At 69.0% G+C, this 25,976-nt stretch carries 18 protein-coding genes; 14 read left to right on the top strand and 4 right to left on the bottom strand.

What is annotated here, in order from left to right:
• Positions 1-31 precede the first annotated feature (31 nt).
• From leuS to EZ216_RS11225, 11 genes are all read left to right on the top strand, one after another.
• Positions 32-2,677 carry a leucine--tRNA ligase gene (gene leuS / locus EZ216_RS11275; protein ID WP_135249869.1) on the top strand — a complete coding sequence of 882 codons (2,646 nt, stop codon included), beginning with the start codon at positions 32-34 and terminating at the stop codon, positions 2,675-2,677.
• Positions 2,677-3,165, top strand: a complete 489-nt coding sequence (locus EZ216_RS11270) for an LPS-assembly lipoprotein LptE (protein WP_135249868.1) — start codon at positions 2,677-2,679, stop codon at positions 3,163-3,165. Before leuS ends, EZ216_RS11270 begins: the two co-directional genes overlap by 1 nt.
• A gap of 104 nt (positions 3,166-3,269) precedes the next feature.
• Positions 3,270-4,499: an ornithine--oxo-acid transaminase gene (gene rocD, locus EZ216_RS11265; protein WP_135249867.1), complete on the top strand. Its 1,230-nt coding sequence runs from the start codon at positions 3,270-3,272 to the stop codon at positions 4,497-4,499.
• Positions 4,500-4,533: 34 nt separating this feature from the next.
• Positions 4,534-5,598 (top strand): DNA polymerase III subunit delta, encoded by a 1,065-nt coding sequence (gene holA, locus EZ216_RS11260; RefSeq protein ID WP_135249866.1) that lies wholly within the window; start codon positions 4,534-4,536, stop codon positions 5,596-5,598.
• Between the two features lie 46 nt (positions 5,599-5,644).
• The gene (locus EZ216_RS11255) at positions 5,645-6,940 is read left to right on the top strand and encodes a glutamate-5-semialdehyde dehydrogenase (RefSeq protein WP_135249865.1); all 1,296 of its coding nucleotides are present in this window, start codon (positions 5,645-5,647) and stop codon (positions 6,938-6,940) included.
• Between the two features lie 108 nt (positions 6,941-7,048).
• Positions 7,049-8,344 (top strand): glutamate--cysteine ligase, encoded by a 1,296-nt coding sequence (gene gshA / locus EZ216_RS11250; protein ID WP_135249864.1) that lies wholly within the window; start codon positions 7,049-7,051, stop codon positions 8,342-8,344.
• 124 nt (positions 8,345-8,468) lie between these two features.
• Positions 8,469-10,337: a potassium transporter Kup gene (locus EZ216_RS11245; RefSeq protein WP_135249863.1), complete on the top strand. Its 1,869-nt coding sequence runs from the start codon at positions 8,469-8,471 to the stop codon at positions 10,335-10,337.
• 113 nt (positions 10,338-10,450) lie between these two features.
• Positions 10,451-11,641, top strand: coding sequence for an efflux RND transporter periplasmic adaptor subunit (locus EZ216_RS11240; protein ID WP_135249862.1), 1,191 nt, complete (start codon positions 10,451-10,453; stop codon positions 11,639-11,641).
• Positions 11,642-11,658: 17 nt separating this feature from the next.
• Positions 11,659-14,787: a multidrug efflux RND transporter permease subunit gene (locus EZ216_RS11235; RefSeq protein WP_135249861.1), complete on the top strand. Its 3,129-nt coding sequence runs from the start codon at positions 11,659-11,661 to the stop codon at positions 14,785-14,787.
• The gene (locus EZ216_RS11230) at positions 14,787-18,062 is read left to right on the top strand and encodes an efflux RND transporter permease subunit (protein WP_135249860.1); all 3,276 of its coding nucleotides are present in this window, start codon (positions 14,787-14,789) and stop codon (positions 18,060-18,062) included. Before EZ216_RS11235 ends, EZ216_RS11230 begins: the two co-directional genes overlap by 1 nt.
• A gap of 10 nt (positions 18,063-18,072) precedes the next feature.
• Positions 18,073-19,503, top strand: coding sequence for an efflux transporter outer membrane subunit (locus EZ216_RS11225; RefSeq protein WP_135249859.1), 1,431 nt, complete (start codon positions 18,073-18,075; stop codon positions 19,501-19,503).
• 96 nt (positions 19,504-19,599) lie between these two features.
• On the opposite strand, the gene EZ216_RS11220 is transcribed toward EZ216_RS11225, so the two are convergent.
• The gene (locus EZ216_RS11220) at positions 19,600-20,484 is read right to left on the bottom strand and encodes an amino acid ABC transporter substrate-binding protein (RefSeq protein WP_135249858.1); all 885 of its coding nucleotides are present in this window, start codon (positions 20,482-20,484) and stop codon (positions 19,600-19,602) included.
• 136 nt (positions 20,485-20,620) lie between these two features.
• Between EZ216_RS11220 and EZ216_RS11215 the strand changes: the two genes are divergently transcribed.
• Genes EZ216_RS11215 through gshB form a run of 3 tightly spaced genes read left to right on the top strand, consistent with a single transcriptional unit; the run spans position 20,621 to position 23,501 of the window.
• Complete coding sequence (locus tag EZ216_RS11215; protein ID WP_135249857.1) at positions 20,621-21,325, top strand: glutathione S-transferase N-terminal domain-containing protein; 705 nt, start codon at positions 20,621-20,623, stop codon at positions 21,323-21,325.
• A 29-nt stretch (positions 21,326-21,354) separates the two neighbouring features.
• Complete coding sequence (locus EZ216_RS11210) at positions 21,355-22,560, top strand: benzoate/H(+) symporter BenE family transporter (protein WP_135249856.1); 1,206 nt, start codon at positions 21,355-21,357, stop codon at positions 22,558-22,560.
• A complete protein-coding gene (gene gshB / locus EZ216_RS11205) occupies positions 22,557-23,501 on the top strand; it encodes a glutathione synthase (RefSeq protein WP_135249855.1) in 945 nt (314 codons plus the stop codon). Before EZ216_RS11210 ends, gshB begins: the two co-directional genes overlap by 4 nt.
• Here gshB and EZ216_RS11200 read toward each other — a convergent pair.
• From EZ216_RS11200 to EZ216_RS11190, 3 genes are read right to left on the bottom strand one after another with little or no spacing between them, the layout of a single operon-like run.
• Positions 23,498-24,262, bottom strand: coding sequence for a class II glutamine amidotransferase (locus tag EZ216_RS11200; protein WP_135249854.1), 765 nt, complete (start codon positions 24,260-24,262; stop codon positions 23,498-23,500). The two genes, gshB and EZ216_RS11200, sit on opposite strands and share 4 nt — an antisense overlap.
• Before the next feature lie 8 nt (positions 24,263-24,270).
• Positions 24,271-25,746: an MFS transporter gene (locus tag EZ216_RS11195; RefSeq protein WP_239024369.1), complete on the bottom strand. Its 1,476-nt coding sequence runs from the start codon at positions 25,744-25,746 to the stop codon at positions 24,271-24,273.
• A 14-nt stretch (positions 25,747-25,760) separates the two neighbouring features.
• Positions 25,761-25,976, bottom strand: a complete 216-nt coding sequence (locus EZ216_RS11190) for a cysteine-rich CWC family protein (RefSeq protein ID WP_135249852.1) — start codon at positions 25,974-25,976, stop codon at positions 25,761-25,763.

The raw sequence follows: 25,976 nt of genomic DNA, 5'->3' as shown, positions 1-25,976 counted from the left end.
CTGTGGCCGGGCCATTTCCTAGAATCCCGGGATGCAAGACAAGTACAACCACCTCGAAGTCGAGAAGGCTGCGCAGGCGCACTGGACCGCGCGCGACGCCTACCGCGTCGTCGAGGACGCGCGCCGCAGGAAGTTCTACGCGTGCTCGATGCTGCCGTACCCCAGCGGCAAGCTGCACATGGGCCACGTGCGCAACTACACGATCAACGACATGTTGACGCGCTACCTGCGCATGAACGGCTACAACGTGCTCATGCCCATGGGCTGGGACGCCTTCGGCCTGCCGGCGGAGAACGCGGCGCTGAAGAACGGCGTGCCGCCGGCGAAGTGGACGTACGAGAACATCGCGTACATGAAGGGCCAGATGCAGGCGATGGGCCTGGCCATCGACTGGTCGCGCGAGGTCGCCACCTGCGATCCCGATTACTACAAGTGGAACCAGTGGCTGTTCCTGAAGATGCTGGAAAAGGGCATCGCCTACCGCAAGACCCAGGTGGTGAACTGGGACCCGGTGGACCAGACCGTGCTGGCCAACGAGCAGGTCATCGACGGCAAGGGCTGGCGCACCGGCGCCCCGGTGGAAAAGCGCGAGATCCCCGGCTACTACCTGAAGATCACGGACTACGCCGGCGAGCTGCTGGACCACGTGCAGAACAAGCTGCCCGGCTGGCCCGAGCGCGTGAAGCTGATGCAGGAGAACTGGATCGGCAAGAGCGAGGGCGTGCGCTTCGCCTTCACGCACGAGATCCGCGGCGCGGATGGCCGCCTGATCGGCGACGGCAGGATGTGGGTCTTCACCACGCGCGCCGACACCATCATGGGCGTCACGTTCTGCGCCGTGGCGCCGGAACACCCGCTGGCCACGCATGCGGCGCGCGACAACCCCAAGCTGGCCGCCTTCATCGAGGAGTGCAAGAAGGGCGGCACGACGGAAGCCGAACTGGCGCTGAGGGAAAAGGAAGGCCTGCCCACCGGGCTGGCGGTAGTGCACCCCATCACCGGCGAGCCGGTCGATGTGTGGGTGGGCAACTACGTGCTCATGGGCTACGGCGACGGCGCCGTGATGGGCGTGCCGGGCCACGACGAGCGCGATTTCGCCTTCGCCCTGAAGTACGGCCTGCCCATCGTGCAGGTCGTGCACGTGGACGGCGAGCACTACGACTACCAGCACTGGAACGAGTGGTACGGCGACAAGGAACGCGGCGTCACCATCAACTCCGGCAACTTCAGCGGCTTCGGCTACCGCGAGGCGGTGGACGCGGTGGCGCACACGCTGCAGCAGCTGGGGCTGGGCGAGAAGAAGATCACCTGGCGCCTGCGCGACTGGGGCGTCAGCCGCCAGCGCTACTGGGGCACGCCCATCCCCATCATCCATTGCGCCGAGCACGGCGCGGTGCCCGTCCCGGAGAAGGACCTGCCGGTGGTGCTGCCGCAGGACTGCGTGCCCGACGGCACCGGCAACCCGCTGAACAAGCGCGAGGACTTCCTGGCCTGCGCCTGCCCGGTGTGCGGCAAGCCCGCCCGGCGCGAGACGGACACGATGGACACCTTCGTGGACAGCGCCTGGTACTTCATGCGCTACTGCGACCCGAAGAACGGCCAGGCCATGGTGGGCGAGGGCACTCAGTACTGGATGCCGATGGACCAGTACATCGGCGGCATCGAGCACGCCATCCTGCACCTGCTGTACGCGCGCTTCTGGACCAAGGTGATGCGCGACCTGGGGCTGGTGAAGATCGACGAGCCTTTCACCAAGCTGCTGACGCAGGGCATGGTGCTCAACGAGGCCTTCCACCGCATCGGCGAGAAGACCGGCAAGCGCTATTACTGGACGCACGAGCTGGACATCCAGCGCGACGAGCACGCCAAGGTCATCTCAGCCACCGCGAAGGACGACGGCCTGCCGGTCACCTACGAGGGCTGGACGACCATGTCCAAGTCCAAGAACAACGGCGTCGACCCGCAGGAGCTGATCGAGAAGTACGGCGCCGACACCGCGCGGCTGTACACCATGTTCACCGCGCCGCCGGAAGCCACGCTGGAGTGGAACGACGCCGCGCTGGAAGGCAGCTACCGGTTCCTGCGCCGCGTGTGGCAGTTCGGCCACCGTCTCGAAGGCTCCGCCGCCGTCGCGGGCCACGTTTCGCGCCTGGGCGCGACGGCGCAGTTCGGCAAGGCCGCCAAGGCGCTGCGCCACGAGGTGCACACGGTGCTCAAGCAGGTGGACTACGACTACGTCCGCATGCAATACAACACCGTGGTGTCCGGCGCGATGAAGATTCTCAACGCCCTGGAAGACTTCAAGGCCGCGGGCGAACAGGGCGCCGACGCCGTGGTCGCCGAGGGCTTCGGCATCCTGCTGCGCGTGCTGTACCCCGTCACGCCGCACCTCACGCACGCGCTCTGGCACGACCTGGGCTACGTGGCGCTGCATGGCGAACTGCTGGATGCGCCGTGGCCGCGCGTGGACGAACAGGCGCTGCAGCAGGACGAGATCCAGCTGGTGCTGCAGGTGAACGGCAAGACGCGCGGTTCGGTCACGGTGCCGGCCGGCGCGGGCAAGGACGAGATCGAGAAGCTGGCTGTCGCGAGCGAGGACTTCGCGAAGTTCTCGGGCGGCGCTTCGCCGAAGAAGGTGATCGTGGTGCCCGGGCGCCTGGTCAACGTGGTGGTGTGATGCGGCGGCGCCTGTTGCTCCTGGCCGCGCCCGCCGCGCTCACCGCCTGCGGGTTCGAGCTGCGCAAGGCGCCGGATTTCGCGTTCAAGTCCATCGCCATGCCGCGGCTCGGATCGAACGTGTCGATGGACTTGGCCCGAACGCTGGGTTCGGACAACGCCCTGCAGGTTGTGACTTCCGGTGACACCAGCAAGGTCGACGTCGTGTTCGAGCCGCTCGCTGAAACACGCGACAAAGTGGTGGTGGGCCTCAATGCGAGCGGCCAGGTCCGCGAGTTCCAGCTTCGCATGATGTACCGGTTCCGCTTGCGCACGCCGCAGGGCCGCGAGCTGATCCCGCCTACCGAACTCACGCTGCAGCGCGACATCAGCTTCAACGAAACGGCCGTGCTCTCCAAGGAAGCGGAAGAAGGCCTGCTGTACCGCGACATGCAGAACGACCTGGTGCAGCAGATCATGCGGCGCCTGGCCGCCATCAAGAGCCTGTAGCGGCCCAGCCGGGCCATGCCGGCAAGGCGTTCTCCGACGCCGGCGGGCGGCAACTCGTCCTAGACTGGCTCGGCGGGGGCTCTCGCCTCCGAGGGAGTGCCGTCATGGACAGCCAGGCCGGACCCGGCAGCCGCGACTATGTCGCGCTGGAGGCGCGCTACGGCGCGCGCAACTACCATCCCATCCCCGTCGTCGTCGAACGCGCGCGCGATTGCCTCGTCTGGGACGTGGAGGGCCGCGAGTACATCGACATGATGGGCGCGTACTCGGCGGTGAGCCATGGCCACTTGCACCCGCGGCTGGTGGCGGCGGCGCAGAGGCAGCTGGAGAAGGTGGCCGTCACCTCGCGCGCCTATTACGGCAGCACGCTCGGCCCCTTCCTCGCGAAGCTGTGCTCGCTGGCGGGCTTCGATCGCGCGTTGCCGATGAACACCGGCGCAGAGGCGGTGGAAACCGCGATCAAGTGCGCGCGGCGATGGGGCTATCGGGTAAAGGGCATCCCGGAAGGACAGGCCGAGATTCTGGTCGCGCGCGGCAACTTCCACGGGCGCACCAGCACCATCGTCGGCTTCTCCAGCGAACCCGAATACCGCGCCGGCTTCGGCCCGTTCGCGCCGGGGTTCCGGCATTTCGATTTCGGCGACATGCGCAGCATCGAGGCGACCGCGACGCCCCAAACCTGCGCGGTGCTGGTCGAACCGATCCAGGGCGAGGCCGGCGTGGTGCTGCCACCGCCCGGCTTCTTCGCCGCGTTGCGCCAGTGGTGTACCGCGAACCACGTGCTGCTGATCGACGACGAAGTGCAGGCCGGGCTGGGCCGCACCGGGAAGTGGTTCGCCTTCGAGCATGAAGGCATCCGGCCCGACGCATTGATCCTGGGCAAGGCGCTGGGCGGCGGGCTGCTGCCGGTGAGCGCCTTCCTGGCCGACGACGAAGTGATGCAGGTGTTCGACCCCGGCAGCCACGGCTCCACTTTCGGCGGCAACGCGCTGGCCGCGGCGGTGGCGCTGGAAGGCTTGCGTGTGCTGGAAGAAGAGAAGCTGGTCGAGCGCGCCGCCCAACTCGGTCCGTACTTGATGCGAAAGCTGCAGGACGTGCAGCGCGAAGCCGCGCCGCTGATCCGGGACGTGCGGGGGCGCGGCTTGTGGGTGGGCGTGGAGGTCGATCCCGCCCACGCCAGCGCGCGCCGGCTGGTGGAGCGCCTGGCCGAACGCGGCGTGCTGTCGAAGGAAACGCACGAGACCGTGATCCGTTTCGCGCCGCCGCTGACCATCACGCCGGCGCTGATCGACCGTGCCGTGGACGCGTTCCGTTCGGTGGCGCTTCAACGCTAGGGAGGACTCACCCGCCGCGACTAAACTCGCGGCCATGCAGCTCGCCCCCGCCCAACTCCAGGCCCACCTGGGCAAGGGCCTGCGCTCCCTCTACACGCTGCACGGCGACGAGCCGCTGCTGGTGCAGGAGGCGGCCGATGCCATCCGCGCCGCCGCGCGCGCGCAGGGCTACACCGAACGCACCGTGCACACCGTCGCCGGCGCGCACTTCGACTGGAGCGAGGTGCTGGCGGCGGGCGGCTCGCTCAGCCTGTTCGCGGACAGGCAGATCGTGGAGGTGCGCATCCCTTCCGGCAAGCCGGGCAAGGATGGCAGCGCGGCGCTGCAGCAGCTGGCCGAAAGCGCGCAAGGCAACGACAGCACGCTGACCATCGTGCTGCTGCCGCGGCTGGACCGCATGACCAAGCAGGGCGCCTGGTTCGGCGCGCTGGAGAACTTCGGCGTGACGCTGGCGGTGGAAGGCATCGAACGTTCCGCGCTGCCGCAGTGGATCGCCCACCGGCTGTCGCAGCAGGGCCAGCGCGTGCGCCAGGGCGAGGAGGGTCAGCGCACGCTGCAGTTCTTCGCCGACCGCGTGGAGGGCAACCTGCTGGCCGCGCACCAGGAGATCCAGAAGCTGGCGCTGCTGTACCCGCAGGGCGAGCTGGGCTTCGAGCAGGTCGAGAGCGCGGTGCTCAATGTCGCGCGCTACGACGTGTTCAAGCTGTCGGAGGCCGTGCTGGCGGGGCAACTGGCGCGCGTGCAGCGCATGCTGGACGGGCTGCAGGCCGAAGGCGAGGCCGAGGTGCTGGTGCACTACACGCTGGCCGAGGACATCCGCGCGCTCAAGCGCGTGAAGGACGCCATGGGTGCGGGCCGCCCGCTGCCCATCGCGTTGCGCGAGCAGCGCGTTTGGGGCCTGAAGGAGCGCCTGTTCGAGCGCGTGCTGCCGCGCCTTTCCGCCACGGCGCTGGAAAACCTGCTGCAGGCCGCGCACGTGGTGGACGGCATCGTCAAGGGCCTCAAGGCCCCAGGCTGGCCGAACGACGGCTGGCAGGCGCTGCACCGGCTGGCCACCGACCTGTGCCGGGAATGCGCGCCCGTGCCGGCGCGACGCTGAAATCCTTTCCCGGCAGGGCCATGCGCGGCGGGGGATAATCCCGCTGGTGAATGCGCTGAACGTCGCCGAATACATGCAATCGCTGGGGCTGCAGGCCCGGCAGGCGAGCGCGCGCATGTCCTCGGCTTCCGCGGCCGAGAAGAACCGCGTGCTGCGCACGCTGGCCGGCAAGCTGCGCGCGTCGTTCGATGCACTGGCCTCCGACAACGCGCGCGACCTGGAGAAGGCCCGCGCCGCCGGCCTGGCCGAGCCGATGGTCGACCGCCTCAAGCTCACACCGAAGATCCTGGAAACGCTGGCGCAAGGCTGCGAACAGCTGGCCGCCATGCCGGACATCATCGGCGAGGTCATCGGCCTGACGCAGCAGCCTAGCGGCATCCGTGTCGGCCGCATGCGCGTGCCGCTCGGCGTGTTCGGCATGGTGTTCGAGAGCCGGCCCAACGTGACCATCGAAGCGGCCAGCCTGTCGATCAAGAGCGGCAACGCCTGCATCCTTCGCGGCGGTTCCGAAGCCATCGAGTCCAACAAGGCTTTGGCGCGCCTGGTGCGCGAGTCGCTGGCCGAAGCCGGCCTGCCCGAGGACGCCGTGCAGCTGGTGCAGACCACCGACCGCGAAGCCGTGGGCCAGCTGATCGCGATGCCGCAGTACGTGGACGTCATCATCCCGCGCGGCGGCAAGGGCCTGATCGAGCGCATCAGCCGCGACGCCAAGGTGCCCGTCATCAAGCACCTGGACGGCAACTGCCACGTGTATGTCGACGATCCGTGCGACGTCGACATGGCGGTCACGCTGGCCGACAACGCCAAGACGCAGAAGTACAGCCCCTGCAACGCCAGCGAAGGGCTGCTGGTCGCCCGCGGCGTGGCGGCGCGATTCCTGCCGCGCATCGGCGCCGTGTACGCGGCCAAGGGCGTGGAGATGCGGTGCGACGCGGAAGCCAGGGCGATCCTGGAGAAGGGCTTCGACAAGCTCAGCCCGAACGGATTGTTGAAGGACGCCACCGAGCAGGACTGGTTCGAGGAATACCTCGCGCCCATCATCAGCATCAAGGTGGTGGCCGGCGTGGACGAGGCCATCGCGCACATCAACCACTACTCCAGCCACCACACCGACGCCATCGTCACGCGCGACCACGTGCACGCCCAGCGCTTCCTGCGCGAGGTGGATTCGGCCAGCGTGATGGTCAATGCGAGCACCCGCTTCGCCGATGGCTTCGAGTACGGCCTGGGCGCGGAGATCGGCATCAGCACCGACAAGTTCCACGCGCGCGGACCGGTGGGCATCGAAGGGCTCACCTCGCTCAAGTGGGTGGTGCTCGGCCAAGGCGAAATCCGGCAGTAACGCCCGGCCCGGCCGCGCCACGGTCGAGGTGATCGGGCTTGCAAAGGCCGGCGGCGGTGCCAGATTCCTACAATCCAAGTCGGATTTCCCAGAAAGACTGAGCGCTCCATGGTCCCCCATCTCGTCACGGCCCTCAGCGGCCCCATCAACGAGCTCGAGGAGCGCATCCTCGATTCCATGCCGGCCATCGAGCGGTGGTTCCGGCTGGAATGGATGGAGCACACGCCCCCGTTCTACACGTCCGTGGACGTGCGCAACGCCGGCTTCAAGCTGGCGCCGGTGGACACCAACCTGTACCCCGGCGGCTGGAACAACCTGACGCCCGAGATGCTGCCGCTGGCGGTGCAGGCCGCCATGGCCGCCATTGAGAAAATCTGTCCCGAGGCGCGCAACCTGCTGGTCATTCCCGAGAATCACACGCGCAACACGTTCTACCTGGCGAACGTGCTGCAGTTGAAGCGCATCTTCCACATGGCCGGGCTGAACGTGCGCGTCGGCTCGATCAATCCGGAGATCAAGGAACCCACCACCATCGAGCTGCCCACGGGCGAATCCATCGTGCTGGAGCCGGTGGTGCGCAGCAAGACGCGCCTGGGCCTGAAGGACTTCGACCCCTGCACCATCCTGCTGAACAACGACCTGTCGGCCGGCCCGCCGGGCATCCTGGAAGACCTGCACGAGCAGTACCTGCTGCCGCCGCTGCACGCGGGCTGGTCTGTGCGGCGCAAGAGCCGCCACTTCCAGAGCTACGAAGAGGTGGCCAAGCGGTTCGGCAAGATGCTGGGCATCGACCCCTGGCTCATCAACCCGATGTTCAACCGTTGCGGCGAGATCAACTTCGCCGAAGGCTCGGGCATGGACTGCCTGACCACCAACGTGGACGCGCTGCTCACGCGCATCCGCAAGAAGTACAAGGAATACGGCATCAACGAGAAGCCGTTCGTGATCGTGAAGGCCGACAACGGCACCTACGGCATGGGCATCATGACCGTGCGCGACACCAAGGACCTGGAAGAGCTCAGCCGGCGCACGAAGAACAAGATGGCCGTCATCAAGGACGGGCAGGAAGTGCACGACGTCATCATCCAGGAAGGCGTGCAGACCTACGAACGCATCCATGACGCCGTGGCCGAGCCGGTGGTCTACCTGATGGACCGCTACGTGGTCGGCGGCTTCTACCGCGTGCACCCCGAGCGCGGCATCGACGAGAACCTCAACGCGCCGGGCGCCGGCTTCGTGCCGCTGGCTTTCGCCGAGAGCACGCGCCTGCCTCAGCCGGGGCAGAAGCCCGGCGCCAGCGCGCCCAACCGCTTCTACATGTACGGGGTGATCGGCCGGCTGGCCATGCTGGCGGCCAGTTACGAGCTGGAAGCCACCGATCCGGAAGCCGAGACCTACGACTAAACCCATCCGGGTGGTTGCTGCACCGCAACAAACCCTAGGGCAAGGCTTGGGGCGGGAGCGCACAATAGCGCTCCCCAAAGGAACGGAACCCCGCCGGCCGCAGGCAGAAGACGGGGCCCGCTGAGTGCAAAGTACGAAATCATCGCTAGCCGCGCTGACCCTCGGCGCCATCGGCGTCGTGTACGGCGACATCGGCACCAGCGTGCTGTACGCGGTCAAGGAAGTCTTCGGCTCCGGCCACGTTCCCTTCACCCCGGCCAACGTCTACGGGATCCTGTCGATCTTCTTCTGGACGCTGACGGTCATCGTCTCGATCAAGTACGTCGTGCTCGTGCTGCGGGCCGACAACAACGGCGAGGGCGGCCTCATCGCGATGCTGGCGCTGGCGTCGCAGGCGGTGAAGGACAAGCCGGAACTGCGCAAGGTCCTGCTCGGCGTGGGCATCTTCGGCACCTGCCTGTTCTACGGCGACGGCGTCATCACGCCGGCCATCTCGGTGCTGTCGGCGGTCGAGGGCCTGGAGGTGGTGTCCCCGCAGTTCACGCAGGGCGTGATCCCCCTCACGCTGGTCATCCTGTTCGGCCTCTTCTTCTTCCAGAAGAACGGCACCGGCGGCGTCGGCCGCTTCTTCGGCCCGGTGACCCTGCTCTGGTTCTTCGTGCTGGCCGTTCTGGGCATCGGCAACATCCTTCGCCACCCCGAGATCCTGTCGGCGCTCAGCCCGCACCATGCGGTGCTGTTCATGTGGCACCACCCCAAGGTCACCTTCATCATCCTGGGCGCGGTGGTGCTGTGCGTCACCGGTGCCGAGGCGCTGTACGCCGACCTGGGCCACTTCGGCAAGAAGCCGATCCGCCTGGCCTGGTTCTCGGTGGTGATGCCGGCCCTGACGCTCAACTACTTCGGCCAGGGCGCGCTGCTGCTGGAGCAGCCCGAGGCGGTGAAGAACCCGTTCTACATGATGGCGCCGGACTGGGCCCTGGTGCCGCTGGTGGTGCTGGCCACGGCCGCCACGGTGATCGCGTCGCAGGCGCTGATCACCGGGGCCTTCAGCGTCACCAAGCAGGCGATGCAACTGGGCTACCTGCCGCGCCTGAACGTGGAGCACACCAGCGTGCGCGAGACGGGCCAGATCTACATCCCGTTCGTCAACTGGGGACTGTTCATCGCCATCGTGCTGGCGGTGGTGCTGTTCCGCTCGTCCAGTAACCTGGCCGCGGCCTACGGCATCGCGGTGACGCTGGACATGCTGATCACCACCACGCTGACGTTCTTCGTCATCCGCTACGGCTGGAAGTACCCGCTGTGGCTATGCGTGGCGGCCACCGGCTGGTTCTTCGTGGTGGACGTCACCTTCTTCGCGTCGAACATGCTCAAGCTCCTGCACGGCGGCTGGTTCCCGCTGATGATCGGCGGCTTCGTGTTCACGCTGATGATGACCTGGAAGCAGGGCCGCCACATCCTGAACGACAAGCTGCGGGCCGACGCCATCGACCTGCAAAGCTTCCTGGAAGCGGTGTTCGTCAGCCCGCCCACGCGCGTGGAAGGCACGGCGGTGTTCCTCACCGCCGAACCAGGCACCGTGCCCAACGCGCTGCTGCACAACCTGAAGCACAACAAGGTGCTGCACGACCACAACCTGTTCGTCACTGTGCGCAGCCACGAGGTGCCCTGGATCGGCATGAACAAGCGTCTGGAAGTGGAGCCGCTGGGCCACAACTGCTGGCAGGTGGTGGTGCACTATGGCTTCAAGAACGATTTCGACGTGCCGCGCGCGCTGGACCACATGCGCGGCCGCGGCTGCGAGATCATGCCCATGACCACCAGCTACTTCCTCTCGCGCGACGTGGTGGTGCCCACCATCGGCAGCGGCATGGCCGCCTGGCGCGAGAAGCTGTTCGCGCAGATGCACCACAACGCGGGCGCGGCGGCCGACTTCCTGAAGCTGCCCAACAACGCGGTGGTGGAGCTGGGCTCCAAGATCGAGATCTGAGCCGCGGTGCCGCGCCGTGCGGCACGCACCTGGTTTCAGGTTTCGCAGACGCGCCATGATCGGCCCGAACGTGCAGCGCAGAATCGTTCGCGGCCCATCCTCTGGAGCAAGACATGGCCGAGAACGCACCTTCGGCGGCGGCAGCGCCACAGCGCAATCCCTTGCGCTGGCTGCTTTGGCTGGCCGCCGCGCTGGCGGTGGGTGCGGCGGTCTACTGGCTGGGCTGGGCGCGTCCCCATGAGGCCGATGGCGCTGCCGGCCGCCGGGCGCGCGCGAGCAACGCGCCCACGCCGGTAGCGACGGCCACCGTCACCCGGCAGACGATCCGCAGCACGCTCAACGCCCTGGGCACCGTCACGCCCGTGGACACGGTCACGGTCCAGGCCCAGGTCAGCGGCCAGCTGACCCAGGTGGCTTTCACGGAGGGCCGCACGGTGCGCCGCGGCGACTTCCTCGCGCAGATCGATCCCCGGCCCTACGAAGCAGCGCTGGCTCAGGCCCAGGGCCAGTTGCTCAAGGACCAGGCCATGCTGGGCCAGGCGCGTATGGACCTCGTGCGCTACCAGCAACTGGCCGAGAAGAACTCGATCAACCGGCAGCAGGCCGAGGACCAGAAATGGGTCGTTCAGCAGGACGAGGGCGTGGTGAAGGTGGATGAGGCGCAGGTGCAAACCGCGCGCATCAACCTGGGCTATTGCCGCATCGTCGCGCCGACCGACGGCCGTATCGGCCTGCGGCTGGTGGACCCCGGGAACCTGGTGCAGACAGGCGCCAGCGCCACGGGCCTGGCCGTCATCACGCGCATGCAGCCCATGAGCGTGGTGTTCGTGCTGCCCGAGGACAGCCTGGCCGTGGTGCTCGCGCGGCAGCACGCGGGCGCGGCGCTGCCGGTGCAGGCCTACGACCGCAGCGGCACGCGCCTGCTCGACACGGGTGCGCTGCAGGCCATCGACAGCCAGATCAACACCAGCACCGGCACGGTCAACCTCAAGGCGCAGTTCCCGAACGAGGCGGGCAACCTGTTTCCCAACCAGTTCGTCAACGTCGTGCTGCGCGTCGACGAGCAGCAGGACGCCGTCGCCGTGCCCACCGCGGCCGTCCAGCGCGGCAGCAACGGCAGCTTCGCCTACCGCGTGGACGGAGACGGCAAGGTTGCCGTGGCGCCGGTGCAGCTCGGGCCCGTGGACGGCGAGCGCGCCGCCGTGATCTCGGGCCTGCAGCCCGGCGATGAGGTGGTGGTGGACGGCGCCGACAAGCTGCGCGACGGCGCACGCGTGAGCCTGCGCAACGCCGCCGCGCATTGAGCCCCGGAAGGTGCGCGATGAGCCCGTCCCGCCCCTTCATCCTGCGGCCCGTGGCCACCTCGCTGCTGATGCTGGCGATCCTCATCGTGGGGGCGCTGGCATTCCGCAGCCTGCCGCTGTCGGCGCTGCCCGAGGTGGACTACCCGACCATCCAGATCCAGACCTTTTATCCCGGCGCGAGCCCGGACGTGACGGGCACCTCGGTGACCGCGCCTCTGGAAGTGCAGCTGGGCCAGATGCCGGGCCTGGTGCAGATGTCGTCGTCGAGTTCGGCCGGGGCCTCGGTGATCACGCTGCAGTTCGCGCTTTCGCTGAACATCGACGTGGCCGAGCAGGAGGTGCAGGCGGCCATCAACGCGGCCGGCAACCTGCTGCCGGCCGACCTGCCCGCGCCGCCGATCTACGCCAAGGTCAACCCGGCCGACGCGCCGGTCATGACGCTCGCGCTGACCTCCAGGTCGATGCCGCTGCCCGAAGTGGAGGACCTGGCCGACACGCGGCTCGCGCAGAAGATCTCGCAGCTGGCGGGCGTGGGCCTGGTCAGCATCAGCGGCGGCCAGCGGCCGGCCGTGCGCGTCCAGGCCGATCCCCGGCAGCTGGCCGCCTACGGGCTCAACATCGACGACCTGCGCACGACCATCGCCAACGCCAACGTCGACACGCCCAAGGGCAACTTCGACGGCCCGGTGCGCGCCTACACCGTCAACGCCAACGACCAGCTGCAGGACCCGCAGGACTACGGCAAGCTGGTGATCGCCTACCGCAACGGCGCCCCCGTGCTGCTGTCCGACGTGGCCCGGGTGGTGAGCGGCGCGCAGAACAGCAAGCTCGCCGCGTGGAGCGGCGACACGCCCGCCGTCGTGATGAACATCCAGCGCCAGCCCGGCGCGAACGTCATCGCGGTGGTGGACAGCATCAAGGCGCTGCTGCCGCAGCTGCAGGCTTCGCTGCCGCCGGCCATCGACGTGGCGGTGCTCAGCGACCGCACCACCACGATCCGCGCCTCGGTGGCCGACGTGGAGTTCGAGCTGGTCCTGGCCGTCGGGCTGGTGGTGCTGGTCATCTTCCTGTTCCTGCGCAACCTGCCGGCGACGCTGATCCCGGCGCTGTCGGTGCCGCTGTCGCTGGTCGGCACGTTCGGCGCGATGTACCTGATGGGCTTCAGCATCAACAACCTCACGCTCATGGCGCTGACGGTCGCCACCGGCTTCGTGGTGGACGACGCCATCGTGATGATCGAGAACATCTCGCGCTACCTGGAGCGGGGAGAGCCTCCGCTCCAGGCGGCGCTGCAAGGCGCCAGGCAGATCGGCTTCACCATCGTGTCGCTGACGGTGTCGCTGATCGCCGTGCTGATCCCGCTGCTGTTCATGCAGGACGTCGTCGGGCGGCTGTTCCGGGAATTCGCGATCACGCTGGCCGTCACCATCCTGATCTCGGCGGTGGTGTCGCTCACGCTGGTGCCCATGCTGTGCGCCAAGGTGCTGCGGGCGCTGCCGGCTTCCTACCAGGGCGAGCCCGAGCATGGCGAGTCCGCGCCTCGCGGCTGGTACCCGCGCCTGCAGCGGCGCTACGGCCAGTCGCTGGACTGGGTGTTTGGCCACCAGCCCCTGGTGCTGGCCGTGGCGCTGGGCACGCTGGTGCTGACCATCGTGCTGTACGCGGTGGTTCCCAAAGGCCTGTTCCCCGTCCAGGACACAGGCTTGATCCAGGGGATCTCGCAGGCGCCGGCGTCCGTGTCCTTCGCCGAGATGGGGGCGCGCCAGCGCTCGCTCGCGGCGCGGATCCTGCGCGACCCGGCCGTCGCCAGCGTGTCCTCGTTCATCGGCGTGGACGGCACCAACACGACGCTCAACAGCGGACGCTTCCTGATCGGGCTCAAGCCCCGGGCCGATCGGGACGCGAGCGCCAGCGAGGTGATCCGGCGCATCACCGCCGCCACCGCGGGCGTGGCCGGCATCCGCCTGTACATGCAGCCCGTGCAGGACCTGACGATCGACACCACGCCCAGCGCCACGCAGTACAGCTTCGTGCTGGAGGATGCGAGCACCGACGAACTCGAGCGCTGGACGCCCGGGCTGGTCGACCGCCTGCGCCAGCTGCCGCAGGTGGAAGACGTGGCCAGCGACCTGCAGGAGCGGGGCCCCGCGGCCTACGTGAACATCGACCGCGCGACAGCGGCGCGCTTCGGCATCACGCCGGCGACCGTGGACAACGCCTTGTATGACGCGTACGGACAGCGCATCGTCTCGACCATCTTCACGCAGACCAACCAGTACCGCGTGATCCTCGAAGCCGTGCCGCAGGCGCAGCGCTCGCCGGCCGACCTGGCGCAGATCTACCTGCCTTCGTCGACCTCGGCCACGGGCACGGGCCAGGTGCCGTTGACGGCCATCACCACGGTGCAGGAGCGCCAGCTGCCGCTGCAGCTCAACCACCTGGGCCAGTTCCCGGCCGCTCACGTGTCGTTCAACCTGGCGCCGGGCGCCTCGCTGGGCGAGGCGGTGCGCGCCATCCAGCGCACGCTGCAGCAGGCCGGCCAGCCGGCCAGCGTGTTCGTGCTGTTCCAGGGCGCCGCCCAGGCTTTCCAGCAGGCGCTGGGCAACGAGGTGTTCCTGCTGCTGGCCGCGATCGTCACCGTCTACATCGTGCTGGGCGTGCTGTACGAGAGCTACATCCACCCGCTCACCATCCTCTCGACCCTGCCTTCGGCCGGCATCGGGGCCCTGCTCGCGCTGATGCTCGCGGGGCACGACCTGGACATCATCGGGATCATCGGCATCGTGCTGCTGATCGGGATCGTCAAGAAGAACGCGATCATGATGATCGACTTCGCGCTGGAAGCCGAGCGCGAGCAGGGGCTGAGCCCGCTGGCCGCGATCCGCCAGGCCAGCCTCCTGAGGCTGCGCCCCATCCTCATGACGACCATGGCCGCCATCTTCGGCGCGCTGCCGCTGATGCTGGGCTCGGGCGTGGGGTCCGAGCTGCGCCGGCCCCTGGGGCTGACCATCGTGGGCGGCCTGGTGCTGAGCCAGCTGCTCACGCTCTACACCACACCGGTCATCTACCTGGCGTTCGATGCGCTGGGCCGGCGTGCCCGCTCGCGCCTCGCGTCCCTGGCCGCGCCCGCCGCGCGGAGCCCGTGATGTCCATCAGCACCACCTTCATCGAGCGGCCCGTGGCGACCACGCTGCTGACGCTGGGCGTGGTGCTGTCCGGCGCCATCGGCCTGATGCTGCTGCCGGTGGCGCCGCTGCCGCAGGTGGATTTCCCGACCATCTCGGTGCAGGCCACGCTGCCCGGCGCCAGCCCGGAGGTGGTGGCCAACAGCGTGGCCACGCCGCTGGAGCGCCACCTGGGCGTGATCGCCGACGTGAGCGAGATGACATCGTCCAGCACGGTCGGCTCGGCGCGGGTCACGCTGCAGTTCGGGCTGGACCGCGACATCGACGGCGCCGCGCGCGACGTGCAGGCCGCCATCAACGCCGCGCGCGCCGACCTGCCCGCCAGCCTGCGCAGCAACCCGGTCTATCGCAAGGTGAACCCGGCGGACGCGCCCATCATGGTGCTTTCGCTGACGTCGCCCACGCTGAGCCGCGGGCAGATCTTCGACGCGGCTTCCTCGGTGCTGCAGCAGAAGTTCTCGCAGGTGCCCGGCATCGGCCAGGTCACGTTGAGCGGCTCGGCCCTGCCGGCCGTGCGCGTCGAGCTCAACCCGCGGGCCCTGAGCAAGTACGGCATCAGCCTGGAAGACGTGCGCGCCGCGCTGGCTTCGGCCAATGCCCACGCGCCCAAGGGCGCGCTGGAGGGCGGCGGCACCCATTGGCAGATCTACGACAACGACCAGGCCAGCCATGCCGCCGACTACGCGCCGCTGGTGGTCGCCTGGCGCAACAACGCGGCCGTGCACCTGTCGGACGTCGCCGAGGTCGACGACTCGGTGGAGAACATCCGCAACGACGGGCTGGCCGACGGCAAGCCCGCCGTGCTCGTGATCCTGTACCGCCAGCCGGGCGCCAACATCATCTCGACGGTCGACCAGGTGCGGCAGGCGCTGCCGTTCCTGCGTGCCTCGATCCCGCCCGCGATCGACCTGCAGGTGGCGGTGGACCGCTCCACCACCATCCGGGCGTCGCTGAAGGAGATCGAACGGTCGGCCCTGCTCGCCATCGCGCTGGTCGTCGGCGTGGTGTTCCTGTTCCTGCGCACGGCCTCGGCCACCCTGGTGCCGGCCGTGGTGGTGCCCGCGTCGCTGATCGGAACCTTCGGGATCATGTACCTGTGCGGGTACAGCCTGGACAACCTTTCGCTGATGGCCCTGACCATCGCGGCCGGCTTTGTGATGGACGACGCGATCGTGGTGATGGAGAACATCACGCGCCACGTCGAGGCCGGCATGCCGCGCATGCAGGCCGCCGTGCTCGGCGCGCGCGAAGTCGGCTTCACGGTCGTGTCGATGAGCCTGTCGCTCATCGCGGTGTTCACGCCCATCCTGCTGATGGGCGGCATCGTCGGGCGGCTGTTCCGCGAGTTCGGGGTCACGCTGTCGATCGCCATCCTGATGTCGATGGTGTTCTCGCTCACGCTGACCCCGATGATCTGCGCGCGGTTGCCCGCCGCCGCACCGAAGCCGTCGCGCTGGCCAGGCGCGATGGAGCGCTGGTTCACCCGCTGGCAACAGGCCTATGCGCGCTCGCTGGCCGGCGTGGTGCGCCATCCGGTGCTGGTGGCCGGGTTGCAGGTGGCGGTCAGCGCCATCGGCGTCGCGCTGTTCCTGGCGATCCCCAAGGGCTTCTTCCCGCAGGAGGACACCGGCCAGATCGTGGGCGGCATCCAGGCCGACCAGAGCATCTCGTTCCAGCTGATGCGCACCAAGCTGCACCAGTTCAGCGCCATCCTGCAGAAGGACCCGGCGATGGAACACGTGGTGGGCTTCACCGGCGGCGGGCAGGCCAATTCGGGCTTCATGTTCGCGTCGCTCAAGCCGCGCGACCAGCGCGCCGACCCGGCGGACCGGGTGATCCAGCGGCTGAGCCGCCAGCTTTCGCAGGTGCCGGGCGCCAGCCTGTTCCTGCAGTCCACGCAGGACATCCGCATGGGCGGGCGCCAGAGCAACGCCCAGTACCAGTTCACGCTGCAGGACAGCGACCTGGCCGAACTCTATGCGTGGGCGCCTCGCATCCTGCAGGCGCTGCAGCGCATTCCCATGCTCACGCAGGTCAACTCGGACCTGCAGCAGGGCGGGCTGCAGGTGAACGTCGGCATCGACCGCCTGACGGCGGCACGCCTGGGCGTCACCACGGGCCAGATCGACAACACCTTGTACGACGCCTTCGGCCAGCGCCAGGTCTCGACCATCTACAACCCGCTGAACCAGTACCACGTGGTGATGGAGGTCGCCCCGCAGTATTGGCAGGACCCCGCCATGCTGCAGGAGCTGTTCGTCAGCACTGCCGGCGGCAGCGTGGGCGGCACGCAGGCGACCAACGCGATCCAGGGGACGGTCAGCAGCCGCGGCCAGCCCGGTTCCGGGGCGGCGGTCGCGCAGGACGCGCAGCGCAACCTGGCCACCAACCAGATCACGGCCAGCGGCAAAGGCGCCGTGTCCACCGGCGCGGCCGTCAGCGTGTCGCGCGAAACGATGGTGCCCCTGGCCGCAGTGACGCGCTCCACGCCCGGCAGGACACCGCTGGCCGTCAACCACCATGGCCCGTTCGTGGCCAGCACCATCTCGTTCAATTTGGTGCCCGGCGCGTCGTTGAGCGATGCGGTCGCCGCCGTGCGCACGGCGATGGCGCAGCTGGGCGTTCCGGCCTCGGTGCACGGAGACTTCCAGGGCACGGCGCGGGCGTTCCAGCAATCGCTGGCCAGCCAGCCTTACCTGGTCGCCGCCGCGCTGGCCGCCATCTACATCGTGCTCGGGGTGCTGTACGAGAGCACCCTGCATCCCATCACCATCATGTCCACCCTGCCGTCCGCCGGCGTCGGCGCCATCGTGGCGCTGCTGCTGTTCCGCATGGAGTTCAGCCTGTTCGCGCTGATCGGCGTGTTCCTGCTGATCGGCCTGGTGAAGAAGAACGCCATCATGATGATCGACTTTGCGCTCCACGCGCAGCGGCACGAAGGCCTGGCGGCCCACGACGCGATCCTGCAGGCGTGCGCGCTGCGCTTCCGGCCCATCATGATGACGACCGTGGCCGCCATGCTGGGTGCGGTGCCGCTGGCCCTGAGCCGCGGCGAGGGCGCCGAGCTGCGCCATCCGCTGGGCATCACCATCATCGGCGGCCTGCTGCTGAGCCAGCTGCTCACGCTGTACACCACGCCCGTCACCTACCTGTTGCTGGAGCGTGCCCGCGTCCGTCTGGCGGGCTGGCGGCGGCGCTGGTCCGGCGCGCCCGGGGCCGCCGTGGGCACTGCTTGAAGGAGCCGCCATGCACGCCTCGCCATTGCTGTCTCGCGTGGTTGCCCTGCTGGCCGCGGCGGGGCTGTCCGCCTGCGCGGTGGGCCCGGACTATGTGCGCCCCGCGGCACCGAGCCCGGCGCAGTACAAGGAGCAGGACGGCTGGCGGCCGATCGCGCCGCAGCTGGCGGCCAGCGACATGGCCTGGTGGGCGATCTACGGCGACCCCGTGCTCGACGGGCTGGAGCGGCAGGTCGAAGTCTCCAACCAGTCGCTCAAGGCCGCCGAGTCGAACTACCGGCAGGCGTTGGCGCTGGTGCAGGAAAGCCGCGCCGGCTACAGCCCCACGCTGTCGCTCAGCGCCGCGGACCAGCGCTCGCGCGCCGCGAGCGGGAGCCCGGGCAACCGGGCCAGCGTGGGCCTGGATGCAAGCTGGGCGCCCGACCTGTGGGGCCGCGTGCGCCGTGCCGTGGAAAGCAGTACCGCTGCTGCGCAAGCCAGCGCAGCCGACCTGGCCGGCGCCCGCCTGTCGCTGCAGGCCACGCTGGCGACCGACTACTTCGGGCTGCGCGTGGACGACGAGCTCGCGCGCCTGTACGACGAGGCGGTGGCGGGCTACCAGAAGACGCTGGAGATCACGCGCAACCAGAACGCGGCCGGCACCGCGAACGAGGCCGACGTCATCACGGCCGAAACGCAGCTCGAAGGCGCGCAGGCGCAGCGCGTCGGCGTGGGCGTGCAGCGTGCCCAGCTGGAGCACGCGATCGCGGTGCTGGTCGGCAAGACGCCGGATCAGCTGTCCATCGCCGCGAGGCCGCTCGTGCGCAGCGTGCCCGCGCAGCCGCCGGGCCTGCCCTCGACGCTGCTGGAACGCCGGCCGGACATCGCCGCGGCCGAACGCGGCGCGGCCGCGGCCAGTGCGCAGATCGGCGTCGCGGTCGCGGCCTACTACCCGGACGTCACGCTGTCCGCCTCGGCGGGTGTCGCGGGCGCGGCATTGGGCGGGCTGGTCAAGGCCTCCAACGCGGTCTGGGCGCTGGGCCCGCAATTGGCCATGACGCTGCTCGATGGCGGGCTGCGCCGGGCGCAGGTCACGGCGGCACGCGCCAGCTACGATGCGGCGGTAGCCAACTACCGCCAGACGGTGCTGGCGGCCTTCGCCCAGGTGGAGGACCAGTTGGCGGCGCTGCGCATCCTGGAGGGCCAGGCCGAGATCCAGCAGCGCGCGCTGGCATCGGCGCGCCGCGCCGTGGAGGTGACGGTCAACCAGTACCAGGCGGGCACCGTCGCGTACACCGCCGTGGTGACCGCGCAGGCCACCGTCCTGGCCGACGAACAGAACCTGCTCACCAACCTCGGCAGCCGCCTGGATGCCAGCGCCTCGCTGGCCGCGGCCCTGGGCGGCGGCTGGCAAGACGGCCTGCTGCCCACGGAAGCGGCCGTGCAGCAGGAGGCGCGTTAGCGGCGCCAAGGAAAAAGGGGCGCCGGAAGCGCCCCTTTTGATCGACGAGGCCCCCACCTTCGCGGGGACCGGCGATGCGCGGCGGCTTCGCCGCCTTCACATCGCCGGCTTGTCGCTCTGCGCCTTCAGGTTGTCCTTCAGTTCCTGCGACATCGGGATGTTCAGGTTCACGCCCTTCGGGGGGATGGGCGAGGTGAACCACTTGGCGTACAGCTTCTCGAAGGTGCCGTCCTTCATCATGCCGCCGATCACGCGGTTGACCAGCGCCTGGAACTGCGGGTCGTCCTTGCGCAGCATGCAGGCGTAGGGCTCGACCTGCAGCGAGTCGCCCACCACGTCCCAGTCGGCCGGGTTCTTGTCGTTGGCCTTCAGGCCGTACAGCAGGATGTCGTCCATGCCGAACGCCACGGCGCGGCCGGTTTCCACCAGCAGCTTGGAATCGTCGTGGTCCTTGCCCGCGATGATGTTGGTGTTCAGGTTGTGGTCGGCGATGTACTTGCGCAGCACCAGCATGTTGGTGGTGCCGGTGGTGGTGGCGATGGTCTTGCCGGCCAGGTCGGCGTAGTTCTTGATGCCGCTGTTCTTCTTCACCAGCAGGCGGGTGCCGGTGTAGTAGTGGTTGATGGCGAACTGCACTTCCTTGCCGCGCGCGGTGTTGTTGGTGGTGGAGCCGCACTCCAGGTCCACCGTGCCGTTGGTCACCAGCGGGATGCGGTTGGCCGACGTCACCGCCTGCCAGCGCACTTCCATGTTCGGCTTGTTGGTCACCTTCTTCACCTCGGCCGCGATGGCTTCGGAGATCTCCACCATCATGCCCACCGGCTTGTCCGGGCCGGCCAGGTAGCTGAGCGGGGGCGAAGCCTCGCGATAGGCCAGGGTGATGCGGTTGTTGTCGGCGGCCTTCTTGATCGTGTCTTCGGCCGTGGCGGCGCCGGCGGCCAGCGCCAGCACGGCCAGGGAGACCAGGCATTTCGTTTTCATGGGGAAGCTCCTCGAAGTCATGGGTGGGACGCAGCCCATCGCTGCGGCGCCAGTGTAGGCAGGTTCCGTGCCGGCCGCCTCCGCGCAAACCCATACGCCGCCACGGCCCTGCTCCGCCGTGCTACGGTGCCGCCCCATGACCCAGGACCTCTGCGCCTTCCCCATCACACGCAAGTGGCCGGCCAGGCACCCGGACCGTCTCCAGCTGTATTCCCTGCCCACGCCCAACGGCGTGAAGGCGTCGATCATGCTGGAGGAGACCGGCCTGCCCTACGAGGTGCACAAGGTCGACTTCGGCAGCCACGACCAGACGTCGCCGGAGTTCCTGTCGCTGAACCCGAACAACAAGATCCCGGCCATCCTCGATCCCAACGGTCCCGGCGGCAAGCCGCTGGCCTTGTTCGAATCGGGCGCCATCCTGGTGTACCTGGCCAACAAGACCGGCAAGCTGCTGCCCGCCGGCGAGGCCGCGCGCTGGCACACCCTGCAGTGGGTGATGTTCCAGATGGGCGGCATCGGGCCCATGTTCGGCCAGGTCGGCTTCTTCCACAAATTCGCCGGCAAGGACTTCGAGGACAAGCGTCCGCGCGACCGCTACGTGGCCGAGTCGAAACGCCTGCTCGGCGTGGTCGACCGGCAGCTGGCTCACTCGAAGTGGATCGCCGGCGACGAGTACACCATCGCCGACATCGCCACCTTCCCGTGGATCCGCAACCTCGTGGGTTTCTACGGCGCGGGCGAACTGGTGGGCTTCGATGAGTTCAGGCACGTCAAGCGAGCGCTCGATGCGTTCGTCGCGCGTCCCGCGGTCGAGCGCGGCCTGAACATCCCGCCGCGGTGACGAACACCGCGTGGGCAGAATCGCCGCCGATGCGTTTCTTCCGCGACTTCAGCGCGTCCGCCGCGACGGCGGGCTTCGTCGCCGTGCTGGTGGGTTTCACCAGCTCGGTGGCCATCGTGTTCCAGGCCGCGCAGGCATTCCACGCCACGCCGGACCAGATCGCTTCCTGGATGTGGGCGCTGGGCCTGGGCATCGCGCTGTCTTCCGTGGTGCCGTCGCTGGTGTTGCGCCAGCCGGTGATGGTGGCCTGGTCCACGCCCGGCGCGGCGGTGCTCGCCACGGCCGGCCTGGCGGGCGGCTTCACGATGAACCAGGCGGTGGGCGCCTTCCTCGTCTGCGGCGCGCTGGTCGTGCTGTTCGGCGCCACCGGCTGGTTCGAGCGGCTGATGGACCGCATCCCGATGGCCATCGCGTTCGCGTTGCTCGCCGGGGTGCTGGCCCGCTTCGGCCTGCAGGCTTTCGCGGCGGCGCAGACGGCGCTGTGGCTGGTGCTGGCGATGCTCGCGACGTACCTCGTCGCGCGCCGCCTGTCGCCGCGGTACGCCGTGCTGGCGACGCTGCTGGTGGCCATCGTGTTGGCCGCCGCACAGGGCCGCATGGCGTGGGGCGAAGTGAAGTTCGAATTCGCCCGGCCCGTGTTCACCATGCCCGAGTTCAGCTTCGGCGCCATCACCAGCCTGGCGTTGCCGCTCTTCATCGTCACCATGGCATCGCAGAACCTGCCCGGCGTGGCGGCGATCCGCGCCGCGGGCTACCGCATGCCGATCTCCGCGCTGGTCACCATCACCGGCGGCGCGATGCTGCTGTTGGCGCCTTTCGGAGCCTTCGCGCTCTGCCTGTCGGCCATCACGGCCGCCATCTGCATGGGGCCGGAAGCGCATGAAGATCCGGCGCGGCGCTACACGGCCGCGGTGACGTCCGGCGTTCTCTACGCGCTGGTCGGCCTGGTGGGCGGCGCGGTGGCAGGGCTGCTCACCGCCTTCCCGAAAGAGCTGGTGGCCGCCATCGCGGGCATCGCGCTGCTGGGCACCATCGGCAGCGGCCTCGCGGGCGCGCTGGCGGACGAGCGCCACCGCGAAGCCGCGCTCATCACTTTCCTGGTCACGCTCAGCGGCGTCGTCATCGCCGGCATCGGCTCCGCCTTCTGGGGCGTGGTGGCGGGCGCGGCCGCGCTTTTTGTGCAACAGTGGCGGCGGCCCCCGCCGCCCGTTCCCCCGACGACTCCCCACCGATGAACATCCTTTTCGTCGCCGACCCGCTGGAAATCTTCAAGGTCTACAAGGACACCACCTTCTCGATGATGCGGGAAGCGCAGCGGCGCGGGCACCGCGTCGTGGCCTGCGAGCCGCGCCACATCACCTGGCGCTCGGGCGGGCTGGTCCACGCGAAGGTGCGCGAGATCCGCCTGACCGGCAGCGAGGACGCGTGGTTCGAGGAGACCGGCACGCCCACGCGCGCGCTGAAGGAATTCGACGCGGTGATCATGCGCAAGGACCCGCCGTTCGATTCCGAGTACTTCTACGCCACGCACCTGCTGGAGCAGGCCGAGCGCGAAGGCACGCGCGTGTTCAACAAGCCGGCGGCGCTGCGCGACCATCCGGAGAAGCTGGCGATCATGGAGTTCCCGCAGTTCGTCAGCCCCACGCTGGTGACGCGCGACCCCGAAGAGGTGCGCCGCTTCCACGCCGAGCACAGGGAGATCATCCTCAAGCCGCTGGACGGCATGGGCGGCATGGGCATCTTCCGTGTCGGCGCCGACGGCCTGAACCTGGGCTCCATCACCGAGACGCTCAACGGCCAGGGCGACACCACGCTGATGGTGCAGAAGTTCGTGCCCGAGATCACCCAGGGCGACAAGCGCGTGCTGGTGATCGGCGGCAAGGCGGTGCCCTTCAGCCTGGCGCGCATCCCGCAGGGCTCGGAGGTGCGCGGCAACCTCGCCGCCGGTGGGAAAGGCGTGGCGCAGCCGTTGTCGAAGCGTGACCTGGAGATCGCGCAGGCGCTGGGCCCCGTGCTCGCCAAACGCGGCCTGCTGCTGGTCGGCCTGGACGTGATCGGCGACTACCTCACCGAGATCAATGTCACCAGCCCCACCTGCTTCCAGGAGATCACGCAGCAGGCCGGCTTCGACGTGCCGAAGATGTTCATCGACGAGCTGGAAGCGGCGCTGGCCTAAGCCAGGGCCGCGCCGTCGACGAACACCTTCAGCTCCCCCGCCTTCATCTGCGTCCACGGCTCGTTCGTGGTCAGCGGCGCGGTGACCACCACTGCCACCCGGTCCTGCGGCGTGGTGTGCTGCGCGAAGTCGATGGCCAGGTCTTCGTCCTTCAGCTGCGCGTGCGCGAAGGGGTGCTTGCGCTCCACGTAGAACAGGTTCGTCGCGCAGTGCGCCCACAGCGCCTCGCCGTTGGACAGCAGGAAATTGAATGGCCCGTGCCTGGCGATCTGCGGCACCAGTTCGCGCAGCGTGAGCGTCAGCTCGGCGACGCTGGGCACGCCGGCGTGCGACTTCCACAGCTCCTGCATCAGCCAGGAGAAGGCGCGTTCGCTGTCGGTGGTGCCCACCGGGTGGAACTGCGCATGCAGCCGCGGCTGGTAGTCCTTCAGGTCGCCGTTGTGCGCGAACACCCAGTAGCGGCCCCACATCTCGCGCACGAACGGGTGGCAGTTCTCCAGCGTCACCTCACCCTGCGTGGCCTTGCGGATGTGGGCGATGACGTTGCGGCTGCGGATGGGGTAGCGGCGGATCAGTTCAGCCACCGGCGACTTGGCCGCCGGCTGGTGATCGACGAAGTGGCGCAGGCCGCGGCCTTCGAAGAAGGCGATGCCCCAGCCGTCGGCATGGTGGTCGGTGTGGCCGCCGCGCTGGGCGAAACCGCTGAAGCTGAACTGCACGTCCGTCGGCGTGTTGCAGTTCATCCCGAGCAACTGGCACATGGTCCCGATTATTCGCGAGGGGCCGCGTTCCGTGGCGGGTCGCGCAGCTGCCAGGCTGCGACGACGGCCAGCGCGCACACCGCGGCCAGCAGGAAGAACGATTCGTTGAAGGCCGCGAGGCGCGCGGCACTGGTCTCGGGATTGGCCAGCGAATCGCCGTGCGCGGCGATGCGCCACTCCAGCACGATGGCGCACAGGCTCACGCCGGCCGCGCCGCCCAGCATGCGCAGGAAGTTGATCGCGCTGGCGCCATGCGGGATGAGTTCCTTGCCCAGCGGGCGCATCGCGCCCAGGTTGAGCGACGGCAGGATGAAGCCCAGCCCGACGCGGCCGACGATGGCCCACGTGACCAGCAAGGCCAGCGGCGTGCCGAGCCCGACGGTGGGCATCAGCGCGAACGAGGCTGTGAGCAGCACCAGGCCGGTGGTCACCAGCACGTAGGTCGGCAGCCGGCGCGTGAGGCGGCCGACGCCGCCGATGGTGAACGCCAGCACCAGGCCGGCGGGCAGCAGGATGGTGCCCACGTGCGAAGCGGGCAGCTTGAGCCCCACCTGCATGTACACGGGCAGCAGGTACGTGGAACCGAACAGGGCCGTACCGTAGATGAACGCGACGATGGTGCCCATCGCGTAAGTGCGATAGCCGAACAGCGACAGGTTCATCAGTGGCTCACCGCCGGTGCGCGACTGCCGCTTCTGCCAGGCGATGAAAGCCACCAGCGCCACGGCAGCCAACGCCAGCAGGACGAAGGCGGAGAGGTGCGATGCGCCGTGCAGCTCGACCAGTCCGTTCAGCAGGCACAGCGTGCCGCCGGTGGCCAGCGCCAGCCCGCGCCAGTCCAGCGATGCGCCGCGCTGCGCCGCGCCGCCGCCCGGTGCCGCGTCGGGCACGTAACGGTAGGCCAGGATGAACGAGGCGATGCAGAACGGCACCACCATGAAGAAGATCGAGCGCCAGCCGAAAGCGTCGACCAGCAGGCCGCCGACGCTGGGGCCGAGCGCGGGGGCCAGCACCACGCCCATGCCGAACATGCCGCTGGCGCGGCCCTGCTCGCTGGGTTCGAACGCGCGCAGCATGATGATCGCGGGGATGGGCTGCACGGCGCCGGCGGCCAGGCCCTCCGCCACGCGCGCGGCCAGCACCAGCGGGTACCAGGGCGCCAGCCCGCCCGCGATGCCGCCGATCAGCAGCAGCGTCATCGTGCCGACATAGGTGCGGCGGTAGCCGAAGCGCGACAGCAGCCAGGGCGTGGAGAGCATCGCCACCGTCATCGCGACCATGAAGCCGGAACTCACCCACTGCGCGCGCTCCTGGCCCAGGGCGAAGTGGTGGCTCATGTCGGGGATGGCGACGTTGACGATGGTCGACGACATCACCGATGCGATGGTCCCGACCATCAGCGACATCAGCAGCAGCCAGCGGTAGCGCGGGCCGAAGCGGGCGCTCGGCGCGGCGATGCTGCCGGCCGCTTCGGCGCGGTCCAGGACGGGCGCCTCGCTCACCGCGCCGGCGCCTTCGCGGCGCATGCGGCGCAGATACAGGCCTGCCGTTGCAGGTGTTCGGGAACGCTTTCGAGCAGCTCGCGGCTGAAGTCCACCTGCGTGCACCAGCAGGGCGGCTGGGCCTGGCCTGTTTCCCGCTCGATTTCGTTGGCGCAGCGGTTGGGCTGGCCGCAGAGCGGGCAGCGCGTCGCGTCGATCGTGGCGACTGTCAT

This window comes from Ramlibacter humi, assembly GCF_004681975.1.
GTDB lineage: Bacteria > Pseudomonadota > Gammaproteobacteria > Burkholderiales > Burkholderiaceae_C > Ramlibacter > Ramlibacter humi.
This window is presented reverse-complemented; position numbering and strand designations above follow the sequence as displayed.